The organism is Curtobacterium sp. BRB10 (assembly GCF_031844325.1).
Lineage (GTDB): Bacteria > Actinomycetota > Actinomycetes > Actinomycetales > Microbacteriaceae > Curtobacterium > Curtobacterium poinsettiae_A.
On the sequence record NZ_JAUZVA010000013.1, the window covers coordinates 1 to 25271 of the forward strand.

Sequence of the window (25271 nt, forward strand, 5' to 3'; positions counted from 1 at the left end):
TGAGACGGCTCCGGACTCGTCGTGACCAGGTGCTGAACCGCAGCATCCAAAACCTGTGGCGGCAACGAATGGCCTCCGTCGAATACTTGCGCTGTCAGCAGTTCGGGACGGAAGGCGGCGAGCACCTCGCGTACTCCGTCCATTGGGAAGAGCCTGTCCACACGTCCCGCGGAGACAAAGACCGGCCGTTCGACGGCGGCCGCGACGAGCGCAACGTCTCCGGCCGATCTGAGCCCGGGCACGAACCAGGCCGGGTTGTGGCGGATGCGCGCCGCTTCAAAGGAAGCGAGCGTCCCGAGGCCACAACTCACCACTCCCCGAGATATACGCGGATCGAGAGCGAGCGAGAAGAGCGCGACTTGACCGCCGAGCGAGTGTCCAATGATGCTGAGCTGGCTCGCGGGCGAATCGGATTCCCGCATCCAGCTGGTCACCACGGCAATGTCGTGGGTGTGCTTGGCCTGCAAGCTGCTGCCGTCCGTCACTCGGAAGAGTGCGTCGAGCCGTTCGTCGGCACTGGGATCGTTGGACCAATGACGTTGCCGCTCCTCGAAGCCGATGAGATCCGGAAGGACCACCCGCGCCCCTGCGTGGGCGAGGGCAAGGCCGTACGCAAGATTCGGGTCGCTGGCGAGGCCGGCAGGCTCGCTCTTGCCAAGAGTGAACGCTCCTGCGTGTTGGTGAACGGCGATGATGTCGACTTCGGAGCGCTTGTGGGGCGTGATCAGGATGCATGGGATGGTGTCGCCATCGGAGGTGTCGAGTTCGATGTGATCCCACCGGGTGGAGTCGTCGACTCGTAGGTGCTGGCGTCGAACGGCGGTCGGGTGGATGGCGCTTGGTTCCGGGATCGCGAGCAGATCGACAAGCTTCGACCGAGCGGCACCACCGTGGGCCTGCATCATGCGGGGACGCTATCAGCGTCGTCCGGTCTGCGATCGTTCAACGGACACCCATTCGCGCTGCTCTGGGCTCCATCCACTTCGTCCCGAGCGGTAGCAGCCAGGTCGTCGTCAACGACCTGAAAATCCAAACCGTGACACCGGCATGATCTATGCCACCGCGCTTCTGCCTCTGTCTGCTACATGGAGACAGGCGGATCCGTTGGCTCAAAACTTGGACGAGACACGGGTACTTCCGAGAACCGGGCGGTGCGTGCGTCCCGTTCTCGCCCAGAGCTGACGATGAGCGGTGCGTACAAAGCTGGCTTGCGGCCCGCAATCCATCGGCGCCCCGTCGACATGTCCAGCAGCTCCAGGTCGAGGGTCGCCGTGACGATCGCAGCGCCGGCAGCGTCGGTCTCCGCAACGATACGACCGTAAGGATCGATGATCATTGAATTACCAGTGCGAATTTCGCCACCGTCTTCGCCAATTCCGTTGCTGAAGACCACAAACAGGCCGTTGTCGTGCGCTCGCGAGGGTAGCCAGCGCAGTATCCACTCACGGCCGTTTGCACCTCGAATCGCGTCTCGCATCGATTTCGGGTCGCTGTGGCGATTGCGCCACAGCTCGACCGGAATTTTTTTCATGCCGTAGGGGCTACGGGAGTCCGTGCCTCCGGTTTGGTGCGGGGCTACGAGAACGTCAGCGCCAAGCAGAGCCGTAATTCGCACGTTCTCCACCAAGTTGTTGTCCCAACAGATCAACACGCCCATTCGAACACCCCACGGAGTGTCAAAAACCGTGTACCTGTCGCCACTGGAGATGGCTTCATGCTCGAAAGCGTGGATCTTGCGATGAACGTGCGCCGTTCCGTCAGGCAGACAGACCGCGTAACTGTTAAACAGGTCGTCACCGTGACGCTCGAGGAAACCCACGCCCACGCCAACGTTTGCGCGCACGGCCAGATCAAGAATTCTGGACACAGACGGCCCGTCGGCGGGTTCGCTGAGCTCTAGAAGCTCATCGCGCTCGCGCATGGTGAGGTGCCAGTAGCCCAGTATGCACATTTCCGGAAAGGCTACGAAGTCGGCTCCGCTCCGCACGGCCGCATACACATTTTGTTCGATGAATTTGAGGTTTGCATCGACGTCCCCGTCAATCGGTTCGAACTGGATGGTCGAGACTCTCATGTGGTTCCTTTCGCCGAGTTAATGAAACCGCGAATCGACTCGTGAATCCAATACCAGATCCGTGCCGGGGTGATAACGTATGCTTATGCAGCTTGCCTGGGTGGAAACCTTCTTGACAGTTGTCGAGCAGGGCTCGTTTCGTGCTGCGGCTGAGGTTCGGCATATTTCCCAGCCCGCGTTGTCGAAGCAGGTGCAAGCGCTGGAGCAGTCGCTGGGGGTGCAGCTACTGCAGCGCGGAAGGTCCGGGACGGTGCCCACTCCGGCAGGATCAGCACTGCTCGCACGCGCTCGGTCACTCACGGGAGCCGCAGCGCTGTTCCAGGGCGAGGCGCTGCGTGTCGCCGAGGGGTCAGGCGGCCTGTTGGCCGTGGGTTTTGGTATTTCCTCCTTGCGCTTGCTCCCTCCAGTGATCAGGGCATTCCGCAAAGCGCGCCCTAGCGTGCTTGTGACCCTGGAGGACCTCTCGTCGATGCTTCAAGAGCAAGAACTCCTCGAGGGCCGCCTCGATATTGGGTTCGGTAGGCGACCGCATGACCAAAATGTGCAGTACGAGCCGATGTGGAGCGATCAACTCGCCCTCGCAACGGTGGATCTGAGCCTTGATCCCTCTGATGTCCCACGTTGGATCCGTGGGCAGTCGTTGGTCGGGCTTGAGCAGACGCGAGGTTCTGGTCTTGCCGGGCAGATCCGTCAACTTGAAGAGGCTTGGCAGGTAGCCATCAGGCCGACGACGACTGCGCACGATCTCTTCACGGTACTTGCGCTTGTAGACGCCGGTGTCGGGTCCGCGCTGGTTCCGTTGAGCGCAGCACCACTGGCCCCGGTCTCGGTCCAGCTGCTCCCGATTGCTGAGGCCGCCGCCATCTGGACAAGCGGCGCTCTCTGGCGTCGGGATTCGCTGACGCCTGCAGCAGCCCACCTGCGTGAATTCGTCCGCGCAAGCGTTGCTGGCTCGTAAGAGCGATCTACGGTGATGGGAGGTCCAGTGCCGTCGTTCGGGAGCGCGGCAGGGGATCGGCTATCGAGACGCCGTTGCTAGCAGGTCTCGCCGTGACCCCGTCGGCGCTGGCCGACACCTACGCAATGCTTCATCCACGTGGTGGAACCGCATCTCTCGAACGGTCTCGTTCCCATGCCACGAGCAAGCCCGTACGCTCCCGTCATGACTGACTTGAAAGACGCCGACCGACCCGCCACGAAGACCTGGACGACGGCGTACCGAATACCCCTTGCGGTCGGAACTGGCCTGTTGGCCCTGCTGAGCTTCTGGGCGTTGTTCGACGGCGGACCTGTCGAGAAGTGGGTCGGTGGAGTTGGGCTGGTCTTGCTGGTCGCATGGGTGTTCGTCTTCCAGGCGCTCTATCGCCGCGGTTACTGAGCGCCTGACTAAGCATCAGGCGTCCCGGAAGGCGATCGGCTATCGGCTATCGGACATCAAGGAGCTACGCACGGGTGTCCACGAGTCTTTTCTTGACACGTCCTTGGTCGAGGGCAAGGGTGACGGTAGTGGGGACTGATCAAAGGGCGGACTCTGAGGAGCCGCCGGGGGAACGACTTGAGCGCATCGTCGCCGATTCGCCTGGGTCGGTAGTTTCCGTGCCGGAGCGGACGAAGACGACGCCTCGGATCCTCGCTGCGGTGGCTCTGCTTGCGGGTATCGGCGCCGTTGTGGCCGTGGGGCTCATTGCCGTTTGGAACTTCGTGCTGTCAGCCGCTGTGCGAGCGGCCATGAGTCACTGGCCGGGTTGGTGAGGATCTGAGGAACGTGCACGGTGGCTGGGGCCACTGGAACGTCCGGTGGCCGATCGGCGACCAGACGGCTGCCGCCGATACATGGTGCGCCTGTGCTGGTCGTACCGTGAACTCATGCCAGCCGAGGTCGACAAGGTCGTTTGCTACGTCATCCACGATGGGCACCTCCTCGTGTTCACGCACGACTTGGTCCCGCTCACCAGGACTGGCGTTCAGGTACCAGCCGGCACCGTCGAGACTGGCGAGACGCCGGAGCAAGCTGCGGAGCGAGAGCTGTTCGAGGAAACCGGTCGGAGAGGCCGGGTGGTGCAGCCGCTCGGCGAGGAGCGGTACGACGTGCGTCCCGCTCGGGATGAGATCGCGGTGCGCCGCTTCTTCCTGATGGCAGTGCCCGAAGCGGACCTCGCAGAACGCTGGGGAGCCGGTGAGTTTTTCCGATCGGCGGGCGGGAAAGATGTCAGCTGGACGTGCTGGTGGCTGCCTCTCGAGGACGCGCACGTGCTCGCGGTCGGTCTCGGAGCAAAGCTCGGCGCGGCCGAAGCCGCCGTCCGGTAGCGGATCGACTACCGGACTGCATCCCACCCTGCTGCCAGCTGCGGGGCGACCCAGTTCGGTTGCGGCGTCCACTGGGACCAATCTGCATCAAACGGGAATGAGCCGGCGTGCACGGCAGCGGTGGCTTCCTCGCCGGTGTGTTCGATCATCGAGCGGTCTGCTTCCGAGACCAGGCCCTGGTCCGCGTAGAAGGCGAGTTCGTCTTCGTCCTTGTATCGAACTGACCAACGACCCTCGGCGTGCCGACGTGCGATGACGTCGAGAGTCCAGTCCTGACTGTCGAAGCCCATTGAGGTTCGGATCCACGGCAGCTCGAGGTTGATGTACCACTCCGGGAGCCACTGTGTTCCGTCGTGCCAACGCCACACCGACCACGCTGACCCCTTCGGGTGCACGCGAACAACGGGCGCTCCGAACCAGCTGTCCTCGACGTAGGAACCGTCCCAGTCGGTGGGGAGGACCAGCCTTGCATTCGGCCCGCTTCCGACGCCAGCTCGACGGCGGACCGCGGCGCCGAGCGGGCTTGCGACCACGGCGACGTCATCATCGTCGACGAGCACTCGGCCCGCGACCGCGAAGGAAACGGCCCGGCCGCGCGAGCTGAAGGTGTGCAGACTGCGAAGGGCTATGGATTCACCAGCACGGAACGGTTCGCTCCGCACGTCTCTCGCAACGTCGTCGTGCATCCTGTGATGCTCGCACAGCAACATTGGCTCCTCACCCGTCCCGGTAGCCGATCGTCATACAGGACACGGTCAGGGCCGTCAGCCCCGTCCGGTTGTCGATTGGTCATTGAGACGCTTCACCGGATGGTGTGGAGGTGCCGGGGCGCTGTGTAGCGAGGAGTTAGACCGGGGTGATGGCGTCTGTGCGTGATGCAAGGACGCTGGCGGCAAGTCGCACCCGCGCTTGGAAACCAGGTGCCGAGGGCAGGCGGATGGCGTTCACTTCATGTCGTTCACCGGTGACGATGCTGATGGCGTGGAACGTGAGGACGCGTTGCCGCTCGGTGTACATCAGGATCTGCTCGTTTGTGTACCAGCCGGCGCAGATGGCACCCTCGATGCCCGGACCAGTGGGAACGGTGACGATCTTGTCGTTCAAGAGGTCGTAGACGGCGACTCGGTAGCTTCCGGTGTATCGGCTACCAAGATCGACCTGGTGGCCGAGCAGGTGCCGGTTGTCGGGGCTCCACACCGCTGAACCGGCGATGGTGAACCCGAACCGCAGCGGATTCACGATCCCCGTCTTGAGGTTGACGACGACGGCCCGTCCTACCGGGTTATTCGGCCAATATTGACTGATGACGATCTGGCTGCCGTCTGCGGAGTACTGGAGCATCTGACCGTCGAGACTGCGGCTCAGTAGATCCCGTGTGGGGAGCTCGATCCAGCCGTCCTTGACAATCACGTCAGGGTCACGGAACGACGGAACTGGGTCTCCTGGCCGGAGGCGGATGCGGTAGATCATCTCAGTCGGCAGGCGGGCGGGCCCCGCGTTGCCTTCAACCCAAAGCTCCTGACCACCGACGCCGTAGAACGGCTCGATGTGCCTCGGGAGCTCAGGGCCGAGCGTCTCCACGCCGGTTACGACGTCCAGCGAGGCATACTCCAACTCTCGACGTCCGACCCAGCGTGAGCGCAGCGTCGCACCATCGATCGACAGCTCAAATTCGAGCCCTGCCCGCTCTCGATGCAACGGATCGAGGACCTTCACCAGGCCGCGTCCGGGTTCCCAACCCCTGATTGCCGGCCCGGCCAGGATGAATGCCAGCGGCGCACTCGGTCGCCCCGATCGTGCTCGGCCTGCCAAGAGTTCCTCCTCGTCGGATGCAGCGCCTCTGCGCCGCACCCCGATCATGATGTGGTTTCCCTCCCGCGGGCAGTCCCCATTCGAGCGTGAGCGCGACGAAGCAGATCCCGGTAGCCGATCGCTCACCGTACGGCCTGCATGACTCCACCGGCATGGGACGGACCGGAGGATCGTCAGCTCAAATCCGGCCTGCGCAACCCGCGGCGTTCACCATGGTGGCGAGGTGTTGGTGGTGGCGTGTACTGCGTTTGCGGTAGCAACATCAGGTGCGGGACCGCGTGTGCACGGTCCCGCGCCGTGCGTGGTTGTCCCTCACGGGGCGGGACAGATGCCGTCGAAGGTGATGCGCAGCTCGCTCGGTCCGCGGAGGAGCGCGTTGCGGCGGTAGGGGGGTGGGTCGATGACCAGCTGCGGGTTGATGAGGCGCTTGAAGAGGTTGGCGAGGGCGATTTGCGTTTCGATGCGCGCCAGTGGCGCCCCGAAGCACGCGTGGATGCCGGCGCCGAAGCTGAGGTGGTCGTTGCCAGCGCGGTGCGGGTTGAACTGGTCCGGATCATCGAAGTGGCGGGGGTCGCGGTTCGCGGCTGCCCAGGCAATCCAGACCGGTGAACCGGCGGGGATGGTGACGCCGGCAACGGTGACGTCGGCGAGGGCGATGTACTTCGGTGTCACCTGGGCAGGCGGTTCGACGCGGATGAGCTCTTCGAACACCTGCGCGATCGTGTGCGGGTGGTCGCGGATGAGGTCGATGGTCTCGGGATGGCGCAGCAGCGTGAGGGTGCCGTTGGCGATCATGTTGACGGTGGTCTCATGTCCGCCGATGAGCAGCATGATGGACGTGTTCAGGATCTCGGTGCGCGACATCGGTCCGTCGGGGCCGTGGTCGTTGACGAGGCCCGACAGCAGATCCCCTTGCGGGGTGCCCTTTCGGGCGTCGGCGAGGTTGCCGAGGTAGTCCGCCATCTCGCGGGATGCGTTGTCGGCTTCGCGACGCTTGACCGCAGCGTCTGCGTCGTCGACTGCTTCCGGGGGCGCGATGATGGCTTGGCTCCACTCGTGGAAGCGGGGCTCGTCCTCCGGGGGGACGCCGAGCACGTCGCAGATCATCGCGACGGGGAGCGGGTACGCGAAGGCTTCGACGACGTCGATCTCCGTGCGGCCGGCGAACCCGTCGATGAGGTCGTGGGTGATGGCGTCGATGTCCTGGCGGAGCCCGTCGATGTAGTCGGCGGCGTGCGGTGGCCCGAAGTGGCGCATCGTCTGCCGGCGGAGCCGGTCGTGGACCGGCGGGTCGGTCATCACGAACGCGGACGTCAGTCCGGGCTCCCCGGCGTCGGTGCCCTCCTTGCGGTGCGCGGCCATCGGGTCGGAGCTGATGCGGGGGTCATGGACGAGCTGCAGGATCTCGTCGTACCCGGTGATGAGGAAGGCGCCGTTGTCGAGCTGCTGCACCGGCTGGGTGCGGAGCTGCTCGTAGTGGGGGTTGGGGTCGGGTCGGCTGTCCTGCTCGAGCAATGTCGCCCAGGTCGCCGACGCAGCCGCCGTCGTCGATGCGGCATCGGTGGTCGGTGCGGTCTGCGGGGTGTCGGTCATCGTGTTCTGCTCCTGGTGGGTTCAATCGGTGGCGGGCGATGCCGGGCGCTACCGTGCCGCCGACAGCGTGGTGTCGGCGGCGGGATCGACCGTCGGGTCGTCGAGGGGGAAGGCTGCTCCGGCTTCGATCTGCGCTTGGTAGTACGGCAACCACTTCGACTGGTTCACGGCGACCGCCGCGACCAGACGTCCGTCACGGCCGAACGTGACCGCAGCGGATCGCGCTCCGAGGGATCCTTGTGTGATCTGTGCGGTGTCGGCGATCGCCGGCTCCCCCGCCGCTTTGAGCACCTGCCCGAACTGCGTCGTCCAGAACACCGGCACGTCCTGGTGGGGTGTGTCCGTGCCGTGCACCATGTTCCGCGCTGCGGTCTCGGCTTGTCCGACGGCGGCGCCCCAGTGTTCACTCGTCCACATGCCAGGCCCGGCAAGGGGGTTCGGGTGCCGGGCGATGTCCCCGGCGACGAACACGTCGAGCAGGGGCCGTCCGTCGGCGCTGAGGGCGTGGTGGGCAGCGTCGCAGAGCACACCCTCGTCGTCGCTCGCGACGCCGGACCCGGCGAGCCATTCGCTGTTCGGGACGGCGCCGATCGCGACTATGGCCACGTCGACGTCGATCGTGGAGCCGTCGGTGAGCTGCGCTGCGGTGAGCCGCCCCGCGTCGTCGCCGAGCATGGCGGTGACGCCGGTGCCGGTTCGGAGATCGACATCGTGCTCGCGGTGGAGCTCACGCATCATCTCGCCGATCGCGATGCCGAAGAGTTTCGCCATGGGTGCTGGTCCGCGGTCGACAACGGTGACGGGGATGCCGAGGCTGCTGCAGGAGGAGGCGATCTCACCGCCGGTGAAGCCACCGCCGATCACCAGAACCCTCGAGGTGTTGCTTGTCAGTCGTTCGCGGATCGCGGCGGCGTCATCGGCGGTGCGGAGTACGAAGACACCGTCCAGCGCTGCTTCGGCGGTGACGGGCCAGGGGCGGGAGCGGCGGCCGGTGGCAATCAGCAGGCGGTCGTAATCGACTCGCGCTCCGCTCTGCAGGAGCACCTGCTTGCTGCCGGTGTCGAGGGACGTGGCGGTGTTGCCGAGCCGCCAGTCGACATCGAGGTTTGCAGGCTGCGGCAACCGTGTCGTGATGGTGTCGGCAACGCCCGTGAGCACCTGCTTCGACAGCGGCGGACGGTCGTAGGGCAGGTGCGGCTCATCACCGAGCACGGTGATCGTGCCCGTGAACCCGGCAGTGCGGAGCGTCTCGGCGGCAGTCAGACCGGCCAGCGACGCGCCGACAATGACGACTCGGTCGTCCGCGGTGAGCGGAGCGTGCATCGGTTCAGCGGTGTCGGCTGCTCGTACCGACAGACGTGCGCCCGCGACACGGATCGCCTGGACGGGGCACGCGGCTGCTGACTGCAGCACCCGGAAACGTTCGTCGTCGGAGGGATTGGGGTTATAGGCGAGTGCCTCCTCGCCCTCGAACCGGAACACTCCCGGCGCGAGGAAGCAGCACTGCGCATAGCTCTGACATTTGGTCATGTCGACTGCGATTTCCATGAAGTCCTTTCGACAAGCTGTCGTGCCATCTCAGGATGCGCCAGCCGAGAGCAGCCGTCGTGACGCAGCTGGAGTACGACGATTACTGCGAACGCAGTACCGCCGGCATGAGCCGATCTGCTCGGGGGCGACCTCGTAATATTCCTGTACGGGTCCCGATTGGCTGCCTCATTTGGGGTGCGGTCACATCGAGCACTCTCGTGAGCTGGCCGGGTGTCAGGAATCGGCCGCCGGAGTGGAGGCAGGCGGTGGGCTTCGCAGTGCCGCCGGCCTGCTGAATCGGCGCTACTGCGATCGCAGTACGTGTGCAGGTCGCCGTCTTGGTCAGATGGTTCCGTCCCGAGCCGCCCGTGCTCATGGCGTGAGGAGCACCATGCGCACCGTCGTCGTCACCGGCCCCGGATCCGTCGAGATCCGCGACGAGCCAGTCCCCGAGGTCGGCCCTGCCGACGTCCTGATCGCCGTCAAGGCGTGTGGGGTCTGCGGCTCCGACGCCTTCTACGCCGCACGCGGCGGCATCCCGCCGCGCGAGGGCCACACGCCCCTCGGGCACGAGGTCGCCGGTGAAGTCGCCGCCGTCGGCGACGCGGTCGAGGGCATCGCCGTCGGTGACCACGTGGTGGTGAACCCGATGGGCGACCCGCGCGGCATCATCGGCAACGGCGGTCCCACCGGCGGGCTCTCCGAGTTCCTGCTCGTCGAGCAGGCCGTGCTCGGCACCAGCGTCGCGATCGTCCCAAAGGACCTGCCCTGGCAGGTGGCCGCTCTCAACGAGCCGATGGCGGTCGCCCTGCACGCCGTGAACCGGACCGCGCCGCAGCCCGGTGACACGGTGGTCGTGTTCGGTGCGGGCCCGATCGGGCTGGGCGCCGTGATCAGCTACAAGGCGCTCGGCGTCGGGCACGTGGTCGTCGTCGACGTGATCGGGTCGCGGCTCGAGAAGGCCCTGCTCGTCGGAGCCGATGCCGTCGTGAACTCGGCTGAGGAGCCACTCGACGAGCGCCTGATCGCCCTCCACGGCGAAGCACGAGACGGCGTCGGGCACGGTGGCAAGGCCGGCACCGACGTCTGGCTCGACGCCGCCGGTGTCCCCGCCACCGTGCAGACGGCGCTGCGCCTGGCGAAGCACCGCGCGACCATCGGTGTCGTGGCGGTGCACAAGCGGCCCGTGGAAGTCGACTTCGGTGACCTGCTGGCCGTCGAGCCGACGATCGTGACGGCCATGGGATACCCGACCGAGATCTTCGACGTCACCGAGCACATCATCGCGAACCCCGAGGCGTACGCGCGGATCGTCAGCGACGTCTTCCCGGCGAGCGACGTGCTCGAGGCCCTCGGGGTGGCGGCGACCCCGGGCGCGGCCGACAAGGTCGTCGTCACGTTCGACTGATGCCGCTGACGAGGAGGGCGGCTGTGCAGTACGCCGTCACGGTGTGGCGGGACCGGACACGCCGCGGGCTCGTGCTCGCCGTGCTGTCGGTCCCGGGCAGCCTCGTGATGGCGGGGTGGAAGGTCGTCCTGTTCTGCGCCGCTCCCTCGTTGTTCCTCGCCGCGACCGTGGTCTTCACGCTCGGGGTCGCGGCCTCGAAGGTCTGGGCCGTCCGCAGACACCGGCTGTCGTTCGCGCTCGACGCGGCGAACGGCGACCGGATGCGGTTCCGGCAGGCCGGACACCGGTGGATCGGGGGTGCCGTGACCGCGATGTCGGTCGTGTTCGTCGGGTGCAGCGTGCCGATGCTCGTCGGACGAGCGCACCCGGTGCACTACGACGAGTGGGTGGCGATCGTCATCGCGTCGGCGACCTTCGCCGAACTCGGCATCGGGGTCTGGGGTGTGGCGACCGCGCGCAAGGACGGCGAGCCGCTCGTCGAGGCGACGAAGCTCGTCAACGTGGCCGCCGCGGTGGTCCTGCTCGTGCTGACCCAATCGGCGCTGCTCTCGTTCGCGGGCAGCGCCAAGGACGCCGCTGCGTCCACGGGTGCGAGTGGGGTGTTCCTCGGCGGTGTGGCTGCGGTGATCGGGATCGCGATGGCGCTGCGCCGGTTCCCGGAAGGGCCGGCGCCTCGGTCGGCGTCGGCCTCAGTCGACCAGGCCGGCCCGGAAGGCGAACGCGACGAGTTGGGCGCGGTCGCGGGCATCGACCTTCGCCATGGCCCGGTTCACGTGGGTCTTGACCGTGAGCGGTGAGAGGAACAGCTCGGCGCTGATGGCGTCGATGCCCTGACCTCGGCTGACCATCGCCACGACGTCGCGCTCGCGGGCGGTGAGTGCCTCGAACCGCCGGGTCATCTCCGGGTCGACGGAGGAAGCGGGCGTGCTGGCGACCTGTCCGATGAGCGCCGCTGCGGCCGCCGCGGACAGGGCGCCCCCGCCGGCTGCGACCTCCTCGATCGCCGCCACGAGCTCCGACGGGCCCGCGGCCTTGCTGAGGAAACCGTTCGCCCCGGCTCGCAGCGCCGCGAAGACGAGTTCGTCCTGGTCGAAGGTCGTCAGCATGACGATGCGCACATGCTCGGCGGTGCGTTCGGCGCGGATCCGCCGGGTCGCCTCGACCCCGTCGATGCCTGGCATCCGGATGTCCATCATGATGACGTCCGCCGGGACCGACAGCGCCGTCTGCACCGCGGCGAGCCCGTCCCCGGCCTCGCCGACGACCTCGAGGCCGTCCTGCCGGTCGAGGATCGCACGGAGTCCCAGTCGGATCATGTCCTGGTCGTCGACCAGGATCACGCGGATGGTCATCGTGCTCCGTTCGTGGTGGGCAGGTGGACGCGGACGACGAACAGCACACCGTCCGCCGCAGCCTCGACGGACCCCCCGACGGCGGCGACGCGTTCGCGCATGCCGACCAGGCCGAGCCCACCGGTCCGGCCCGCGACGGGCTCGCTCGCCGAGGTCCGGCGACGGGGGTTGCGGACCTCGAGCGCCAGGTCGTCCCCGGCACGGGAGAGGGTGACGGTCGTCCGGCCCTCGCCGTGCCGGTGGGCGTTGGTGAGCGACTCCTGCAGCACCCGGTAGACCGTCACCCCGATCGGTACGGAGACCGGGCCGACGTCGTCCAGTCGGGCATCGACGTCGAGGCCGATCCGTTCGTACGACGCGACCAGTCCGGGGAGCTGCTCGATTCCGGGTGCCGGAGCCGTCGGGTCGTCGAGGGCAGCACCGTCGCTGCCGCCCGCGTCCGCCGAGCGCAGCACCGTCAGGACGTGCTGCGTCTCCGTTAGGACGTTCCGCACACCGTCCCGAGCGGCGTCCAGCGCGCGCCGGGCCTCGTCCGCGCCGGCGGGCAGGGTGACCTCGGCGACCCCGAGCTGCATGCTGACCACCGCGATCTCGTGCCCGATGACGTCGTGCAGGTCCTGCGCGATCCGGACGCGTTCCTCGGCCACGCGGCGTTCGGCCTCGAGTTCGCGGGTCGCGATCGCGTCGGCTGCGCGCTGCTCCAGCGATGCGCGGTACTGGTGCTGCACGCGGAGCCCCGAGCCGATCGCGGCACCGGCGACGACGGAGATGAGGGCGCCGAGCGCGGTGGGGACCGCTCCGCCGGCCCCGGGTGCGAGGAGTGTTCCGATCACGACCCCGGGTGCGACGATGCCCGCTCCACGGACCGGGTGGCCCTCGCGTGACGAGACCGCGAACAGCAACAGGACGGCGCAGCTCCACGTCACGATCGGTTGCCAGTCGGACAGGCCGCCGAGGACGGGTGCGACCGATGCCAGCGCGAGGGCCACCCACGGGGTCCAGGGCGCCATGACACCGGCGAGCACCGTGGCAGCGACCGCGACTCCCGGTCCGGGGCCTGCACCCGACGTCACCACGCGGCCCGACTCGATCGCGCTCGCGAGCAGGACGACGGCGGCCGTGCCGCGGAACACCCAACGGTCGTCCGGACGCCACGAACCCCAGATTGCCCGCAGTCGCCGCATGCACTCATCCTGACGTGCCGGCCAGCGGTCCGGCTACTGCGAACGCAGTAGCCCGGGGTACCACCGATCGGGGATCTGCCCGCGGCCGGTCCCCGGAACGATCGACACCAGGCCGGGACGACCCGGCACCGACCGGAGGAACCACCATGACGCTGACGAACACCGCCGCTCCCGCGACCACCACCTACGACTACTGCGCGGTCGCCGTGCCGCGCGGCAAGGACGCCCTCTACGCCGACACCTACCGCAACTTCGGCTGGACCCTCGACGGCTCGGATCACCCGGCCGGACCAGCACGTCGGCGGGTCCTGGGCTTCCGCCGTGACCGTGCGGTCCGCTCCGTGGAACTGACCGAGCTCCAGCAGAACGCCGAGGCCGCTCTGGCCACGATCGACGCACTCGAACGCTCCCGCGCGACCGCGGCGCGGGTGGTCGCCTATGCCCTCGGCGCGATCGGTAGCGTCCTGCTGGCCGTTTCGGTGTTCGCCATGCAGGACACCGTGGCCGTCCCCGACCTGCTCGGCGGGCTCGACCCGGTCACGGTGTTCCTCGTCGGGGCCGGTGGCCTGGTCAACTGGGCGATCGCGCCGGTGGCCTTCCAGCTCGTCCGCGCGGCGCGCACCAAGCGGATCCGTCCAGCCGTTGACCGCCAGTTCGACGTCGTCTACGGCGCGTGCGAGGCGGCCAGCCGCCGCCGGACCGCCTGAGTGGGGGCCGAGCCCGATGACGAACACGATCGCCCGGGCCGGCGCTGTCCTGCCCGCGCCGGCCCCTGGCCACCTCGAGACCCGGGTGCTGTACGCGCCGACGGCGTTCGTGCCGCTCCACCGGCACGCCCTGGAGCAGTTCGGCTGGACGGTGACCGTGCAGGGCGGACGGCTCGGCACGACGTCCCTGCTGCTCCAGCGTCTGCGCACCCGGCCCGAACCGGCTCGACCGATCCTCGAGCGTCGTGCCGAGCGGGCGCTGGCCCGGATCGCCGCCCTCGAGCAGCAGCCCGCGCGGCTCGCCGGTGTCGTCGCCATCGCCGGCTCCGCGGTCGCCGTGCTGACGGTCGCACTCGGCGGTGTGCTCGCCCGCGGCGGGGACCCGACGCTCGTCCCGGTCCTCGTCGGTGCCGGCGTGTGGATCGCCGCCGTGGCCGCGGCCCCCGGCATCCGGTCGTGGCGGACCGAGCGGAACCAGGCCGAAGTCAGCCGGGAGTACGCCGCGATCGACGCGTGCACGCACCCGCCCGTCGGCCGATGAGCGCGACCGGGATACCGCAGACGCAGTACGCGACGCACCCGGCGATCGACCACTCTGGGTCGGTGACCCGCACCCGCACCGAACACACCGCCCTGATCGTCGTCGACCTGCAGGCCGGGACCGCGCCGTACCAGCGCACCCACCCCGTCGAGACCGTCGTGGCCAACGTCGAGGCCCTCGCCCGCGCCACCCGGGCCGCCGGCGGCACGGTGGTGTTCATCCGCCACGACCCCGCCACGACCCCGGCAGGCGCGACCCAGTACGGCGGCGGGCCCCGCCCGGCTCCGGTCGCCTACGGCTCCCTGCTGCCCGAACGGGCGGACGACGACGGCAATCTGACCCGCGGCGGGTGGAGCGCCTTCGCCGGTACCGGCCTCGACGAGCGGCTGCGCGCCGAGGGCGTCACCGAGGTGGTCGTGGTCGGCCAGGCGACGACCTTCGGCGTCGAGTCCACGGCTCGGGCCGCGTACGACCTCGGCTACGACGTCGTCCTCGTCGAGGACGCCACCAACGACCCGGACCCCGACGCCCACGCCGCCCGGTTTCGGACGGTGTTCCCGGCCCTCGGTGTCGTCACGCAGACGGCCGACCTGGTCGGCCCGGGCGCGACCTGAGCACCGACACAGAGGCGGACGGGAGGCCCGTGGCGGGCCTGCCAAGTACTTCCCGTCCGTCCTTCAGCCGAGAGAGACGAACGAACGCGCAGGGGGCACAGGTGACCGGGTTCGCGCCCTGCTGCAGCACCTTGATCCGGCCGGCGCCATCCTGGTCGGTCTTGGACTTCCGGACGCGGGCGTAGACACCTTCCCCGTCGACGAGGCGGAGGTCGGCGACCGTCAGCGCAGTGAGCTCGGACTCGCGGAACGCACCGACGAACCCGAACAGCAGCAGCGCCTGGTCGCGTGCCGAGCGCGCCGGTCTGCAGGTCGGCGACGTCGATCTTGAGGAGCGTTGTCTGCAGCGCCTTCAGTGTCATCGGCTTCGCCCGTCGCACCGGTACCGACCGGGTGCGGCGGATGCCTTTCAGGACGTCGCGGACGATCGGGGTGGAGCCGGGCGGGGTATGGCCGCGGCGAGCGTGCTCCCAATCGATCGCGGCAACGTAGCGACTGATCGTCGCCGGTGCGTACCGCTGACCGCCATCAGGCAGGACTGCGTTGGCCTTGTCCGCAAGAAACGCCGCAACCTCGGTCGGGTCGACCGGTGCCGTGGTGATCTGCTCGAGCTCGTGCGGTTCGGAGATCTCGTGGTCGAGGAACCCAGCCCGCCACCGCGCGAACTGCCGCAAGTCCGACCGGTACGCCCGCACCGTATTCGCCGACAGAGACGCCTCCGCGAACACCCGCGGCGACGCCCCCACCGGCACCGTCACCACAGCTGACCCAGCAGGGGCGCCGTCACCGGCGGCGGTTCGAAGTCGGGCGAACGCCGTGCGGGAGCGTTCCGCCGCAGCACGCTGCTCCGCCGTCAGCGACCGCCTACCGACGGTCACGGCAGGGGTTGTCGCCTGCTGATCGGACACGTCAGTCGAGGCCCAGCTGCTGCAGGATGCCGAGCTGATCGGTGCTGCCCCACCGTTCCGCGGCGCGGCCGTCGCGGAACCCGATGACCTGCACGTTCCGGATCCCGGTGAACCGGCGCCCGGTCGGGGCGTGCCCCAACCACTCCCCCGTGTGCGTGCCGGCGAGGGTAGAGATCGTGATCACCTTCGTCGGTGTCGCGATCGTCTCGACGTCCTCCCGCTCGACGTCGGAGAACGCCTTCCCGAACTGCTCCCAGAACCACGCGATCCCGGATCCGTCCTCGGGTTGCCCGACGGCGGCGTCGTGGTCGGTGAAGTCGTCCGTGAACCGCTCCTCGAGGGGCAGATCCTGCTGCCGCATCCGGTCCCGTGCTTCCAAGGTCGGACCGCCATCCACTGTGACCTCAACTGCCATTGGAGCCTCCTCGTCGGGTGGCTCGAGCCTACGCACGCCTACCAAATCAGTTCCGATAATAGTCTTTCTCGGACTAAATTAGCGGGGCTGGAAGCGCCCATCCTTCGGTGTAGCGGCAGATTCGGCACCCAGGCGAGCGATTCGGCACCTTGGACATCGTCGAGAACATCGACCTCACGCTCAACGAATGGCGCGACGCCTGCAGGAAGCTCACCGCCCACCTGCGCGCTAACTACGAGGGACTGCCCAAGTGGGCCCGTCAGCCGTATTTCGGTGAGGACATCTGGCCGCTCGCAACTGCCTCCGGCGGAACCTCCATGAGGATCCCCAGGTGTACTTCGGCATGACTGAAGAACAGGCGAAGCGCTGGCGGGACGTACGCGGGCAAATCTAGGTCGTGCAATCGGCGTCGGACCTGACCCCTCGCTCATGCGCTGATGAAGCAGCCCAGCGTGGCGTACCGCTACCTTGCCGTCACCGCCGCCTCCACCTGACTACCCCGCAGTCCGCACCGGGAAGCCTCCTCCAACGCAGACCTACGGACGTCGCGCGGCGCCGAGCTTTCTACGGCGAAGGCGCGATCCGGCGCGCACCATGCCGCAAGGCTCCCGCATAGACCGGCATGGACAGCAAGGACACCTACTTCCGTCTACCCACGCCCGCTGAAGCCGCAGCAGCCGAGGAAGTCGCCGTTCCGCGAGCTCCTCGGCTGTCGCGTCGGTCGCTCGTGCCGGCGCTCTGCTGGCTCGCTGGCGGGCTGTTCTTCCGGTTCGTCGTCGGACGGCACGGCGACCTCACCAGGTGGATCATCATCCTTGCTGCCATGGTGGCTCTCGCCAGCTTCGGCCGATTCGTGATGAAGGTCTCGGACTACCGCGCGAAGCTCCGCGACTACCGCTTGCGACAGGCAGAGCAGGCAGCTCCCTGACCGTCTGCGCATAGACCCAGCATGGCCACCACTCCCTGCCCGTCGTTGTCCTCGACGACGCGGGCAAGAGCAAGCACCTCCGCTTCAAGGGCGTCGTCGGTGGTGGTTCCCTGGAAGTGTCGGTCGCCGATCTTCGCGACGCGAACAGCGGCGACCGACGCTTCTTCGCGTCGCTCCAAAGGCAGCAGTTCGTGACCGTGGACGCCGCAGGGCTCGGCAACCTCGACCGTCGCTACCGCGTAGGCTTCGATGTTCCCGCCATCACGGACCTCCCGGCTCCGCCTCTGAAGGCGAGGGCCACTCCCCCGCGGGCGAAGAAGAACCGGCGCGGGTAGCGGTCAGTTCGGTACCGACGTACTCTCCGAGGAGTTCTCCACAGCAGGGTTGGTCGTCGGACTCGATACCCACGCACTTTTCGTGGGTGTCTGGTCCGTTTTCGTGGGTACCTGGTCCTCGGCCCGTGGGTATCCGGTCCGCTTGGTGTGGGTATGCAGTCCCAGGAGCACGGCACCGCTCCCCCGCCGATCGCTGTCAGCGTGCGGATGTGACCTCGCTCAAACGCGGCCCCCTGTAGTGCTTCCTGTAGCTCTCTCCGGTAGCTGATTTACGAACTGACGAAACGCAACCACAGAGGGGGCGCCAAGTTTTCCACAGACGGGTGCTTCTACCCCTTCCATTGGAGGAAAGAGAGTCACTCAGGCCGCCGCACTTCAGAACCAGATACCCACAGGCTTCGCCTGTGATTCCACGCGAGAGCTCTGCGCCGGTGGGAGGACTAGATACCCACGTTCGAAGACGCCTGTCCCCTCAAGGTGCGAGTCGAGGACTTCGCTGACAACGAGGACCGGATACCCACGCTCGCTCGTCTTGCCCGGCACGCCTATCCGCCCGCAACTAATGGCCCGCGCCCCGGGGACCAGATACCCACGCGGTGCTCCGCGGTTTCCGACCGGGAGGACCAGATACCCACGCCGGCTGGTGGACCTTTGTGGTTGGTAAGGACCAGATACCCACGGGCAAGGACCAGATACCCACACGACGTGCCAGCGGGCGTCCCGGCGGGTACCTCACCTAGCTGTCGACCGGAGCGGGGTAGGCGGGCGGACCAGATACCCACGCCCGGGGCTTTATCGCGTTCTACGCCGGAAGGTAACCGCATGAACTGGTGTCGGAGGGGACCAGATACCCACGACGCGGACCAGATACCCACGACCGCGGACCAGATACCCACGACCGCGGACCAGATACCCACGACCGCGGACCAGATACCCACGACCGCGGACCAGATACCCACGACCGATGAGCTCGCGGCACCGGGTGCGGAGAGGACCAGATACCCACGGCGCAGGGTGCACGCCAGCCGTCCGGAGTGCGCGCGGAGGGGACCGGATACCCACGCGTGCCGTCGACGGACGCGGTTTCCAGCTCGCGTGGGTATCCGGTCCCCTCGAATGCGAAAAGAGAGGCGCCCGTAGGCGCCTCTCTCCCGTCGTTTCTCTGGCCGGTTAGGCTCCGACCTCGCGTCGAGGCTTCGTCGGCTCCACATGGGGCGGAGACGGCCGGAGGATGAGGTACTCGGACGTCGGTTCGACCCGTGCTTCTGGGTAGATGATCTTGATGGCCCGCAGGTGACCCTCGAACGCCGCCTTGAACTTGTGGGGCTGCGTGTACTGCGCGCCGAACTGCAGGTTGAGGTCGTTCCACTTGATGCGGGTGGGCTTACGCAGGTAGAACATGCGGTACGTGAGCCACAGGTAGATGTCCATGCGCATCGCTGACTTCCCCAGCGCCTTCATCGCGTTCAGGTCGATGGGGACCGGCGAGGAAACGATGGAGTCGTAGAACCGCTCGGAGAGGGTCACCGTGGACTGCCAGAGCCCTTCGTTGTCCTCGACGTCGTCCTTGCCGAACCACAGACGGACGCTGTCAGCGATGCGGAAGTACTCAATGGCTTCCCCGTGACCGTCCGGGCGGATCTCGAGACCCTCGACACTGAGGTTCGCGCCGAAGAGCCGCTTCAGGCCGTCCGCGACCCGCTTCGCGTCCCGTCCACCGTGTGCGAGGCCGATCTTCTCCATGAACGCTTTCATGGAACGGCCGAGCTCGAGCTGCTTGCTCTGCGTCAGCACCGCCTCTGTTGCCATCCAGTTCATGGCCTGGCGCGGCAGGACACCGTATGGGTAAGCAGGTGTCCGCTCTCCGGTCTGTGCGTCCAGCAGCAACGCCGGCTGCATCATCAGCGAGACGGACCCGTTGCGACGCTCCCAGTATGGGATGTTGCCGGGGTTGCGGTAGGGCAGCGAGACCTGCGCCCAGATGCGCGCAGAGTACCCGATGTCCATGGCGTCCTCTTCGCCACCCTCGAGGTTCGCCGCGTAGTTCACTAGCCGCGCCGTTGTCTCGTCGATGAGGCTTGGCGCGTCGGCCGGCACGTCGATCAGTGTGATCTCGGTTGCGAGGGTGTCGGTCATCAGGACCTCCCGGGGCATGATGGAAGCAGTGGTCGCGCGGAAGCGGACTTGGTCAGTGCGTCCCACCCGGCAGAGCGCACTGTGCCTGGCGCTCCCCCATCCGAGTTGGTACTCGCACAGCGTGGCTGCGGATCAGATACCCACGTTGGAACTTGCCCGGCGTGTCGCAGTGTTCCTCGCCGGCGTCTGGACGAACCCATGCCTCTGATCTACGGGGTCCGGCCGACATTGCCGGGCGCGGATGACCAACGAAGTCAGTTCTCGCGCCGAATCGGCCGTCCGCGCGGAGCTTGCTTCATCCGCTTCGGGAACGGCTGCCCGCCGTTGTAGGTGTCCTGCAGACGCTTTGTCTCCCCCAGGTAGATGTCCACCAGGATGTCCTTCGGCGTGGTGTAGCCCTCGTGCAGGGACGCTGCCGCGAACGCGTCGTTGAACGCGTCGCGATCGCCTCGACGAATCTCGAAGGTGACCTTGACGATGTCGTCGGGGTTCTCCTCCCCCGAGTCGCCGTACCGACGCCTCGTGTACGGCGTCGTCGGGCCCTGCGCTGACTCAGCGGCCTGCCGCTGCCGCTGCTGCTGCGTCTGCGGAGCGGGGGCAGCCGCAGGCTCGACCACCGCCGGTGGGACGTCCTCGGCTGCTGCAGTCGACGGCTCCGGTTCACGGAACGTGACGGCCGGCGCCTCGGAAGGCTCGACGGTCATTACCGGGTCTTCGACCTCGGACTCTGGAGCGGACGCGATGGTCTGCTGCACTGCGCGCCGCGGCGCCGGGGGTGGTGGCGCAACCGTACGGGAAGGCTCGACCGGCTGCTCGACCTGCTGCTGCGCCGTTCGATTCGCGCGGAGCAGGGACCCCGCCCCTCCCCCGCTGTTCGGACGGCTTGGCGGACCGGAGATGATGCGGCCTGCGTCAGACATTCGCTTCCTCCGCCGCGTCAGCCTCAGCCTCGGTGAGTCGAGCGGTGAGCTCCTGGGTCACTGCGTACAGGCTGTCTGCAACGTTGCCGGCAGCCTGAGGGCCAGCGGAAATGTGCTTCGCCCCGCGGCGCAGAGCCTCGTACCACTTTTCCTGCTTCTGGACACTTTTCTCGAGCTCGTGGACGAGGACTCGCTTTTTCCTCGCGGCCTTCGCGGTTGCGCCCGAGTGGCGGACGTAGCTGGTGAAGATGAACTTCCGAGCTTCTTCGCTTTCCAGGGCCTCGACAACGTCGTCGGCGAACTCCTGCCGCACCTTCGTCTCAGACGTACTCGAGTCGAAGTTCACCACGCCGAGGAGGTCCACGTCGGGGTTGATATCCACGACCTTGTCGAGGCGCCGAGCGGTCAGTCGGAGACCATCGATGCTCGCATCGTCAGCCTTCGCTGGGATGAGGATGTAACGAGCGGCCGCGACAGCAAGCATCTGGATGCTGTCGATGTTCGGCGGGCAGTCGAGCAAGATCAGGTCGTAGTCGTCGGCGATGACAGACAGAGACGTGGCAAGGCTGAGGCGTGCTGCGGTGCCTTCGGTGCCGGACTGGCTCATCCGAGGGCTGATGCCCTTGTCGAGGATCTCGATGTGCTCCCCTCCCGGGAGTACGTCGAGGTTCGGGCGCACGTCCTTCAGGGGCTGAAGGTGATCGCCGAAGAGGACGGCCTTCGACAGACCAGAGCCCTTGTCGTCGCCATCTGCGTACCTGTAGCTGAGGTCGAGGCCGAGGTTCCCCTGCGGGTCCAGTTCGATGACGAGGACTCGCCAACCTGCCTCGGCCAGAATCCCGCCGATGTTGGCGCAGAGGGTGGTCTTGCCGACGCCGCCCTTGTTGTTGATGACGGCTACGACTCGCTGAAGGGAAGATCGGTCAATGGTGAGTGACATCTGCTGCTCCGCTGCCTACGAGGGGCACGCCCCCGCTGAATGGTGACGCTGGTGTGACTGGTGAAGCCAGGTTGCGCAATTACCTGCGCATGTCCGTGCGAACGCAGCATACCTGCTTCACTGGTGAAGCCAGTCACAACGGCGTAGGTGTTGTGAGCTGCCCGGACGCACCAGTCACACCAGTGTTACCAGTAAACGTTGACCGGTAAGGCCGGCGTCACCAGCCATAACCAGTGTGACTGGCTGCGCCAGGCTTACTGGTGACACCAGTGAACGTGACCAGGATCACCAGCGTCACCAGTTTGCGGGAATCGTCCGAGATTGGACGAATGGCTCCTTCCGTGGGTGATTGCCTCAGAACGGGGGTCTCGTCGCTCAGAGAGGCATACAGGACCGCTCGCTACGGCTTGCGCCTCGAGAGTCGTTCTGACTAGCGCCGCAGGTCATCCCAGTGTGACCAGCCGCACCAGTCTCACTGGTGACACTGGTCAAACCCGTAGACCATACGCTCGATGGGTTTGCCAGCCTGACTGGTGTCACCAGTCACACTTTTGATTCGTGGCCGGCGTCGCCAGACTCACCAGTCAGTTGCTGCATAGGAGATGACGGGACCTCGAAGACAGCGGCCACATCATCCGGGGGAGTACTACGAACGAGCAAGAACACGACACCCTCCGCGAGCTCGGTGAGGGATTCGCGTTCGTCGGTCGGCAGGTGCACTTCGACGTCGATGGAGATGACTTCTACGTCGACCTGCTGTTCTTCCACGTCGAGCAGCTCCGGTACGTGGTGATCGAGCTCAAGACTGGGAAGTTCAAGCCGGAGTACCTCGGCCAGCTCGGCTTCTACGTCGTGCTCGTCGACGACAAGCTCCGCAGGCCCCAGCACGCGGACACCGTCGGCCTGCTACTGGTCGCGGACAAGAACGACGCCGTCGTCCGATACTCCCTCGCGGGACAGCAGACCCCGATCGGTGTCGCCAGCTACGACCTCCTCCCGCCGGCGGTCCGCGCGGCTCTGCCGTCGGAAGCCGACCTCGCAGCTGCCCTGACGACGGAGACCGACACCCCCGAGTCCTGATGGGGAGCGCCTGCCACCAAAAGCCCGGCCGTGTCTTACGAAGGGACCCGTCACCGGGCACATCGCCGGGCGGGGCTCCCGAGGCACCGAGAACCTCGGATCTTCCCGGACTCTCGAATCGGCCGCCACGTGTCCGATAGCCGACGCTCGAGTGGGGGGGGGGGTGCGCACCACAACGGTGCTGGCACTCGCGACGAGGACGTCGGCGGGCGAGTGATCCGATGTTTCTGGATCTCGAGAGACGCTGAGCCCGCGGAGCTGTGTCGCTGACGGATCGTGCTCCGCACCCGATCGGGGGATGGTGGAGCAGTCGGTGACTCGGTTCACTCGAAGGCGCAACGTGTATCGGTAAATGAGGGAGTCCAGCACTGATGCGTTCGATTGTGTACACCAGCACTCAGACTCGTCCGATCACGGATATCGAGCTCGCACAGATCCTCGCGGTCGGTCGGGAGAAGAACACTGCCCTCGGTGTGACGGGGATCCTCGCGCACAAGGGCGATAACTGCCTCGGAATCCTTGAGGGTGAACACGCCGTCGTCGGTGCGCGGTTCGAGCAGGTTCGTGTTGACCCTCGGCATACCAACGTCCGCGTCCTGATGGACGAGCCAATTGCGCAGCGTTCCTTCCCCGACTGGTCGATGGCGTTCCAGCCCATCGATCCGCTCCTTCAGCACGTTCCGGGCTTCAGCGACCTGTTCGCGCCCGGCCGGCCGCTCGACACCGCGACCAGCCTTACCCGAGCCCGTAGCCTGCTGGACTGGTTCCGGAAGCACCCGCTGGCACCGCTGACGAGTCAGACCGCTGAAGCAGACGAAGCGCCACGGACACGGGCGATCAACGGTGCGATCACCGCTCTGCACGACGGGGGCATCAGCCGCTTCACCCTCGACGTCGCCGCAGCGAACGCCGGGATGCGTGTGGCTGCGGTGCGGGATGCGTTCCCGACCGAACGGGCGCTACTGGCAGCAACTGTCGAGCGGTGGACGCAGGCGATTTCCGCGCCGTTGGCACCGCTGATGGTAGAAAAGGGGACCGTCGCGTTCTTGCACGCCCTCCTGGCGGCGCACGCCGAGGAACCTGCGTTGATGGAGCTCCTCGCTGCCAGTCTGGCGTCCGCGGCCGACCCATCCGTCGATAGCGCGGACTACTACCGGTCCACGTACCGGCGGTTCCGGCAGGCGATCCGAGACGGCCTCGCAGCAGACGTCCGGGACGGACGAGAGCCCGCGACAATGGACCCGGTCCGCGGCGCGCAGCAGCTCCTCGCGCTCTACGACGGACTCCGCCTGCAGGCGCTGCTGACTACAGACACGGACCTCGTCGACGCGTTCGACCGGGCAGCGACACGGATGCGTCGCGGCTGGTCCGAGCAGTACGAGCAGCCCGCGTACTGGGACATTCCCGTCGCCAGCGCGCCGTAAGGGAAGGCGGCACCCGGGTCTGGATCGGCAAACCCGGGGCCGCCCGAGTGGCGCCGCACGGATCAGGAGTGAAGCGCGCCTCTTCCCCGGCGACCAGCCGGAGCACCCTCAGTATGTGGCTGTTCTGAGTGCGGGGTCTGTCCTCATTTTGCCCGTCTTGCGCGGTTTCGAGAGCTTCTGGAAGGGTTGGTGGTGGGTGATCAGTTCGGGTCTGATCACCCCAGGATGCCGGCTCTGGTGCAGAGCCGGCATCCGACCGACAAGCGAACGTGGCTGTTGTTAACGCCAACGCTTGCTGACGGATCCTCGCTGTATTCGTGCAATGTCGGTACCGTACTGGTTAGCTGACCGGTCGTTGCTGACCGCGACGGCAACGGCAAGCAGGGACTCGCGCCGACTGCGTGACGGACGCCCGAGGGGGGCGGCACGCGTGCGTGATGCCTGCAGCCGAACCGGGGGACGCGGAGCGACCCGAACGCTTCGCGTTCCCCGACTCCAAATGTCCTGCTTCCGCGCTCAGAAGAGGGGCATCGATTTTTGATCATGTTCGCGTTAGCGTTCCTGCAACCCGGTTTGAGCATGCTCCTGGGCGAGGGGTCGCTAACAGAGTGGTTCCGCGGCGGTGTTGCCGGATATCGGGTTCGGCAGCACCGCCGACCACGGCGTCCGCTTGCCCTCCATGAGGCCTGGTTTGGCAGATGCCGACTCCGCGACGAGTCCTCACCGGCCTGCCAGTACCCGGTGCGGCTGCCCCCATCGGCTCTCCACGGCGCTCCCACTCGATCTGCGAACAGTGCCGGTTGAGGGATCAGTCAACATGCTGGCGGGCTGCGAGTTGAAGGGAGGCGCCGCCGTGTCGAACCCGAATCGACAGGGCGGCACCTCGCGATCACCCGCACTAGGGGTGATCGCCTTCACTGCGACGCAAGATGGTCCGCGGCGGTTCGGCACCCGGGGGACGTCGACTCATGTACTCAATCAATGAGCCGTCCGTTCCAATACCCCCACAACGGGGAACGATCGTTCTCCTTCCCGTGGCGCAACGAAGAGCAAACCCTTTTCC

The 25271-nt window shown here is 67.0% G+C and carries 22 protein-coding genes and 1 pseudogene; 11 read left to right on the top strand and 12 right to left on the bottom strand.

Features of this window, described 5'->3' with window-relative positions; genetic code table 11:
• Positions 1–905 (bottom strand): alpha/beta fold hydrolase (locus Q9R26_RS18045; protein WP_311228117.1); only part of this gene is annotated, 905 nt, incomplete at its 3' end.
• Positions 906–1081: 176 nt separating this feature from the next.
• Complete coding sequence (locus Q9R26_RS18050) at positions 1082–2074, bottom strand: nitrilase family protein (RefSeq protein WP_311228118.1); 993 nt, start codon at positions 2072–2074, stop codon at positions 1082–1084.
• A gap of 85 nt (positions 2075–2159) precedes the next feature.
• Here Q9R26_RS18050 and Q9R26_RS18055 point away from each other — a divergent pair, with 85 nt between their 5' ends.
• The 3 genes from Q9R26_RS18055 to Q9R26_RS18065 all read left to right on the top strand — a co-directional run bounded on the left by Q9R26_RS18055 (position 2160) and on the right by Q9R26_RS18065 (position 4381).
• Positions 2160–3032: a LysR family transcriptional regulator gene (locus Q9R26_RS18055; protein WP_311228119.1), complete on the top strand. Its 873-nt coding sequence runs from the start codon at positions 2160–2162 to the stop codon at positions 3030–3032.
• 204 nt (positions 3033–3236) lie between these two features.
• A complete protein-coding gene (locus Q9R26_RS18060; protein ID WP_311228120.1) occupies positions 3237–3452 on the top strand; it encodes a hypothetical protein in 216 nt (71 codons plus the stop codon).
• Between the two features lie 488 nt (positions 3453–3940).
• Positions 3941–4381: an NUDIX domain-containing protein gene (locus Q9R26_RS18065; RefSeq protein ID WP_311228121.1), complete on the top strand. Its 441-nt coding sequence runs from the start codon at positions 3941–3943 to the stop codon at positions 4379–4381.
• A gap of 8 nt (positions 4382–4389) precedes the next feature.
• On the opposite strand, the gene Q9R26_RS18070 is transcribed toward Q9R26_RS18065, so the two are convergent.
• From Q9R26_RS18070 to Q9R26_RS18085, 4 genes are all read right to left on the bottom strand, one after another.
• Positions 4390–5067 carry a DUF402 domain-containing protein gene (locus tag Q9R26_RS18070; protein WP_311228122.1) on the bottom strand — a complete coding sequence of 226 codons (678 nt, stop codon included), beginning with the start codon at positions 5065–5067 and terminating at the stop codon, positions 4390–4392.
• Between the two features lie 160 nt (positions 5068–5227).
• Positions 5228–6097, bottom strand: coding sequence for a hypothetical protein (locus Q9R26_RS18075; protein WP_311228123.1), 870 nt, complete (start codon positions 6095–6097; stop codon positions 5228–5230).
• A gap of 408 nt (positions 6098–6505) precedes the next feature.
• Complete coding sequence (locus tag Q9R26_RS18080) at positions 6506–7786, bottom strand: cytochrome P450 (protein ID WP_311228124.1); 1281 nt, start codon at positions 7784–7786, stop codon at positions 6506–6508.
• A 48-nt stretch (positions 7787–7834) separates the two neighbouring features.
• Complete coding sequence (locus tag Q9R26_RS18085; RefSeq protein WP_311228125.1) at positions 7835–9334, bottom strand: FAD-dependent oxidoreductase; 1500 nt, start codon at positions 9332–9334, stop codon at positions 7835–7837.
• Positions 9335–9707: 373 nt separating this feature from the next.
• On the opposite strand from Q9R26_RS18085, the gene Q9R26_RS18090 reads away from it, so the two are divergent.
• Together Q9R26_RS18090 and Q9R26_RS18095 are read left to right on the top strand one after the other, a co-directional pair.
• On the top strand, positions 9708–10724 hold the full coding sequence (locus tag Q9R26_RS18090; RefSeq protein ID WP_311228126.1) for a zinc-binding dehydrogenase: 1017 nt from the start codon (positions 9708–9710) through the stop codon (positions 10722–10724).
• Between the two features lie 23 nt (positions 10725–10747).
• Positions 10748–11521: a hypothetical protein gene (locus Q9R26_RS18095; protein ID WP_311228127.1), complete on the top strand. Its 774-nt coding sequence runs from the start codon at positions 10748–10750 to the stop codon at positions 11519–11521.
• Here the strand turns inward: Q9R26_RS18095 and Q9R26_RS18100 are convergent.
• Positions 11414–12076 carry a response regulator transcription factor gene (locus Q9R26_RS18100; protein ID WP_311228128.1) on the bottom strand — a complete coding sequence of 221 codons (663 nt, stop codon included), beginning with the start codon at positions 12074–12076 and terminating at the stop codon, positions 11414–11416. The two genes, Q9R26_RS18095 and Q9R26_RS18100, sit on opposite strands and share 108 nt — an antisense overlap.
• Complete coding sequence (locus Q9R26_RS18105) at positions 12073–13260, bottom strand: histidine kinase (RefSeq protein WP_311228129.1); 1188 nt, start codon at positions 13258–13260, stop codon at positions 12073–12075. Before Q9R26_RS18105 ends, Q9R26_RS18100 begins: the two co-directional genes overlap by 4 nt.
• 146 nt (positions 13261–13406) lie before the next feature.
• On the opposite strand from Q9R26_RS18105, the gene Q9R26_RS18110 reads away from it, so the two are divergent.
• The 3 genes from Q9R26_RS18110 to Q9R26_RS18120 all read left to right on the top strand — a co-directional run bounded on the left by Q9R26_RS18110 (position 13407) and on the right by Q9R26_RS18120 (position 15122).
• Positions 13407–13967 (top strand): hypothetical protein, encoded by a 561-nt coding sequence (locus Q9R26_RS18110; protein WP_311228130.1) that lies wholly within the window; start codon positions 13407–13409, stop codon positions 13965–13967.
• 16 nt (positions 13968–13983) lie between these two features.
• Positions 13984–14508, top strand: a complete 525-nt coding sequence (locus tag Q9R26_RS18115; protein WP_311228131.1) for a hypothetical protein — start codon at positions 13984–13986, stop codon at positions 14506–14508.
• A gap of 62 nt (positions 14509–14570) precedes the next feature.
• Complete coding sequence (locus Q9R26_RS18120) at positions 14571–15122, top strand: cysteine hydrolase (protein ID WP_311228132.1); 552 nt, start codon at positions 14571–14573, stop codon at positions 15120–15122.
• Positions 15123–16031: 909 nt separating this feature from the next.
• Here Q9R26_RS18120 and Q9R26_RS18125 read toward each other — a convergent pair.
• Positions 16032–16391, bottom strand: coding sequence for an ester cyclase (locus Q9R26_RS18125; protein WP_311228133.1), 360 nt, complete (start codon positions 16389–16391; stop codon positions 16032–16034).
• A gap of 676 nt (positions 16392–17067) precedes the next feature.
• On the opposite strand from Q9R26_RS18125, the gene Q9R26_RS18130 reads away from it, so the two are divergent.
• Complete coding sequence (locus Q9R26_RS18130) at positions 17068–17373, top strand: hypothetical protein (RefSeq protein WP_311228134.1); 306 nt, start codon at positions 17068–17070, stop codon at positions 17371–17373.
• A gap of 1505 nt (positions 17374–18878) precedes the next feature.
• Here the strand turns inward: Q9R26_RS18130 and Q9R26_RS18135 are convergent.
• The 3 genes from Q9R26_RS18135 to Q9R26_RS18145 all read right to left on the bottom strand — a co-directional run bounded on the left by Q9R26_RS18135 (position 18879) and on the right by Q9R26_RS18145 (position 21704).
• Entirely contained in the window at positions 18879–19844 is a 966-nt protein-coding gene (locus tag Q9R26_RS18135) for a replication protein RepA (RefSeq protein WP_311228135.1), read from the bottom strand.
• 254 nt (positions 19845–20098) lie between these two features.
• Positions 20099–20548, bottom strand: coding sequence for a hypothetical protein (locus tag Q9R26_RS18140; protein ID WP_311228136.1), 450 nt, complete (start codon positions 20546–20548; stop codon positions 20099–20101).
• Positions 20549–20756: 208 nt separating this feature from the next.
• The gene (locus Q9R26_RS18145; RefSeq protein WP_194654735.1) at positions 20757–21704 is read right to left on the bottom strand and encodes a ParA family protein; all 948 of its coding nucleotides are present in this window, start codon (positions 21702–21704) and stop codon (positions 20757–20759) included.
• Positions 21705–22370: 666 nt separating this feature from the next.
• Here Q9R26_RS18145 and Q9R26_RS18150 point away from each other — a divergent pair.
• Together Q9R26_RS18150 and Q9R26_RS18155 are read left to right on the top strand one after the other, a co-directional pair.
• A pseudogene (locus tag Q9R26_RS18150) lies at positions 22371–22784 on the top strand (PDDEXK nuclease domain-containing protein); the annotation flags it as partial.
• 383 nt (positions 22785–23167) lie between these two features.
• Positions 23168–24208, top strand: a complete 1041-nt coding sequence (locus Q9R26_RS18155; RefSeq protein WP_311228137.1) for a BLUF domain-containing protein — start codon at positions 23168–23170, stop codon at positions 24206–24208.
• Positions 24209–25271 lie beyond the last annotated feature (1063 nt).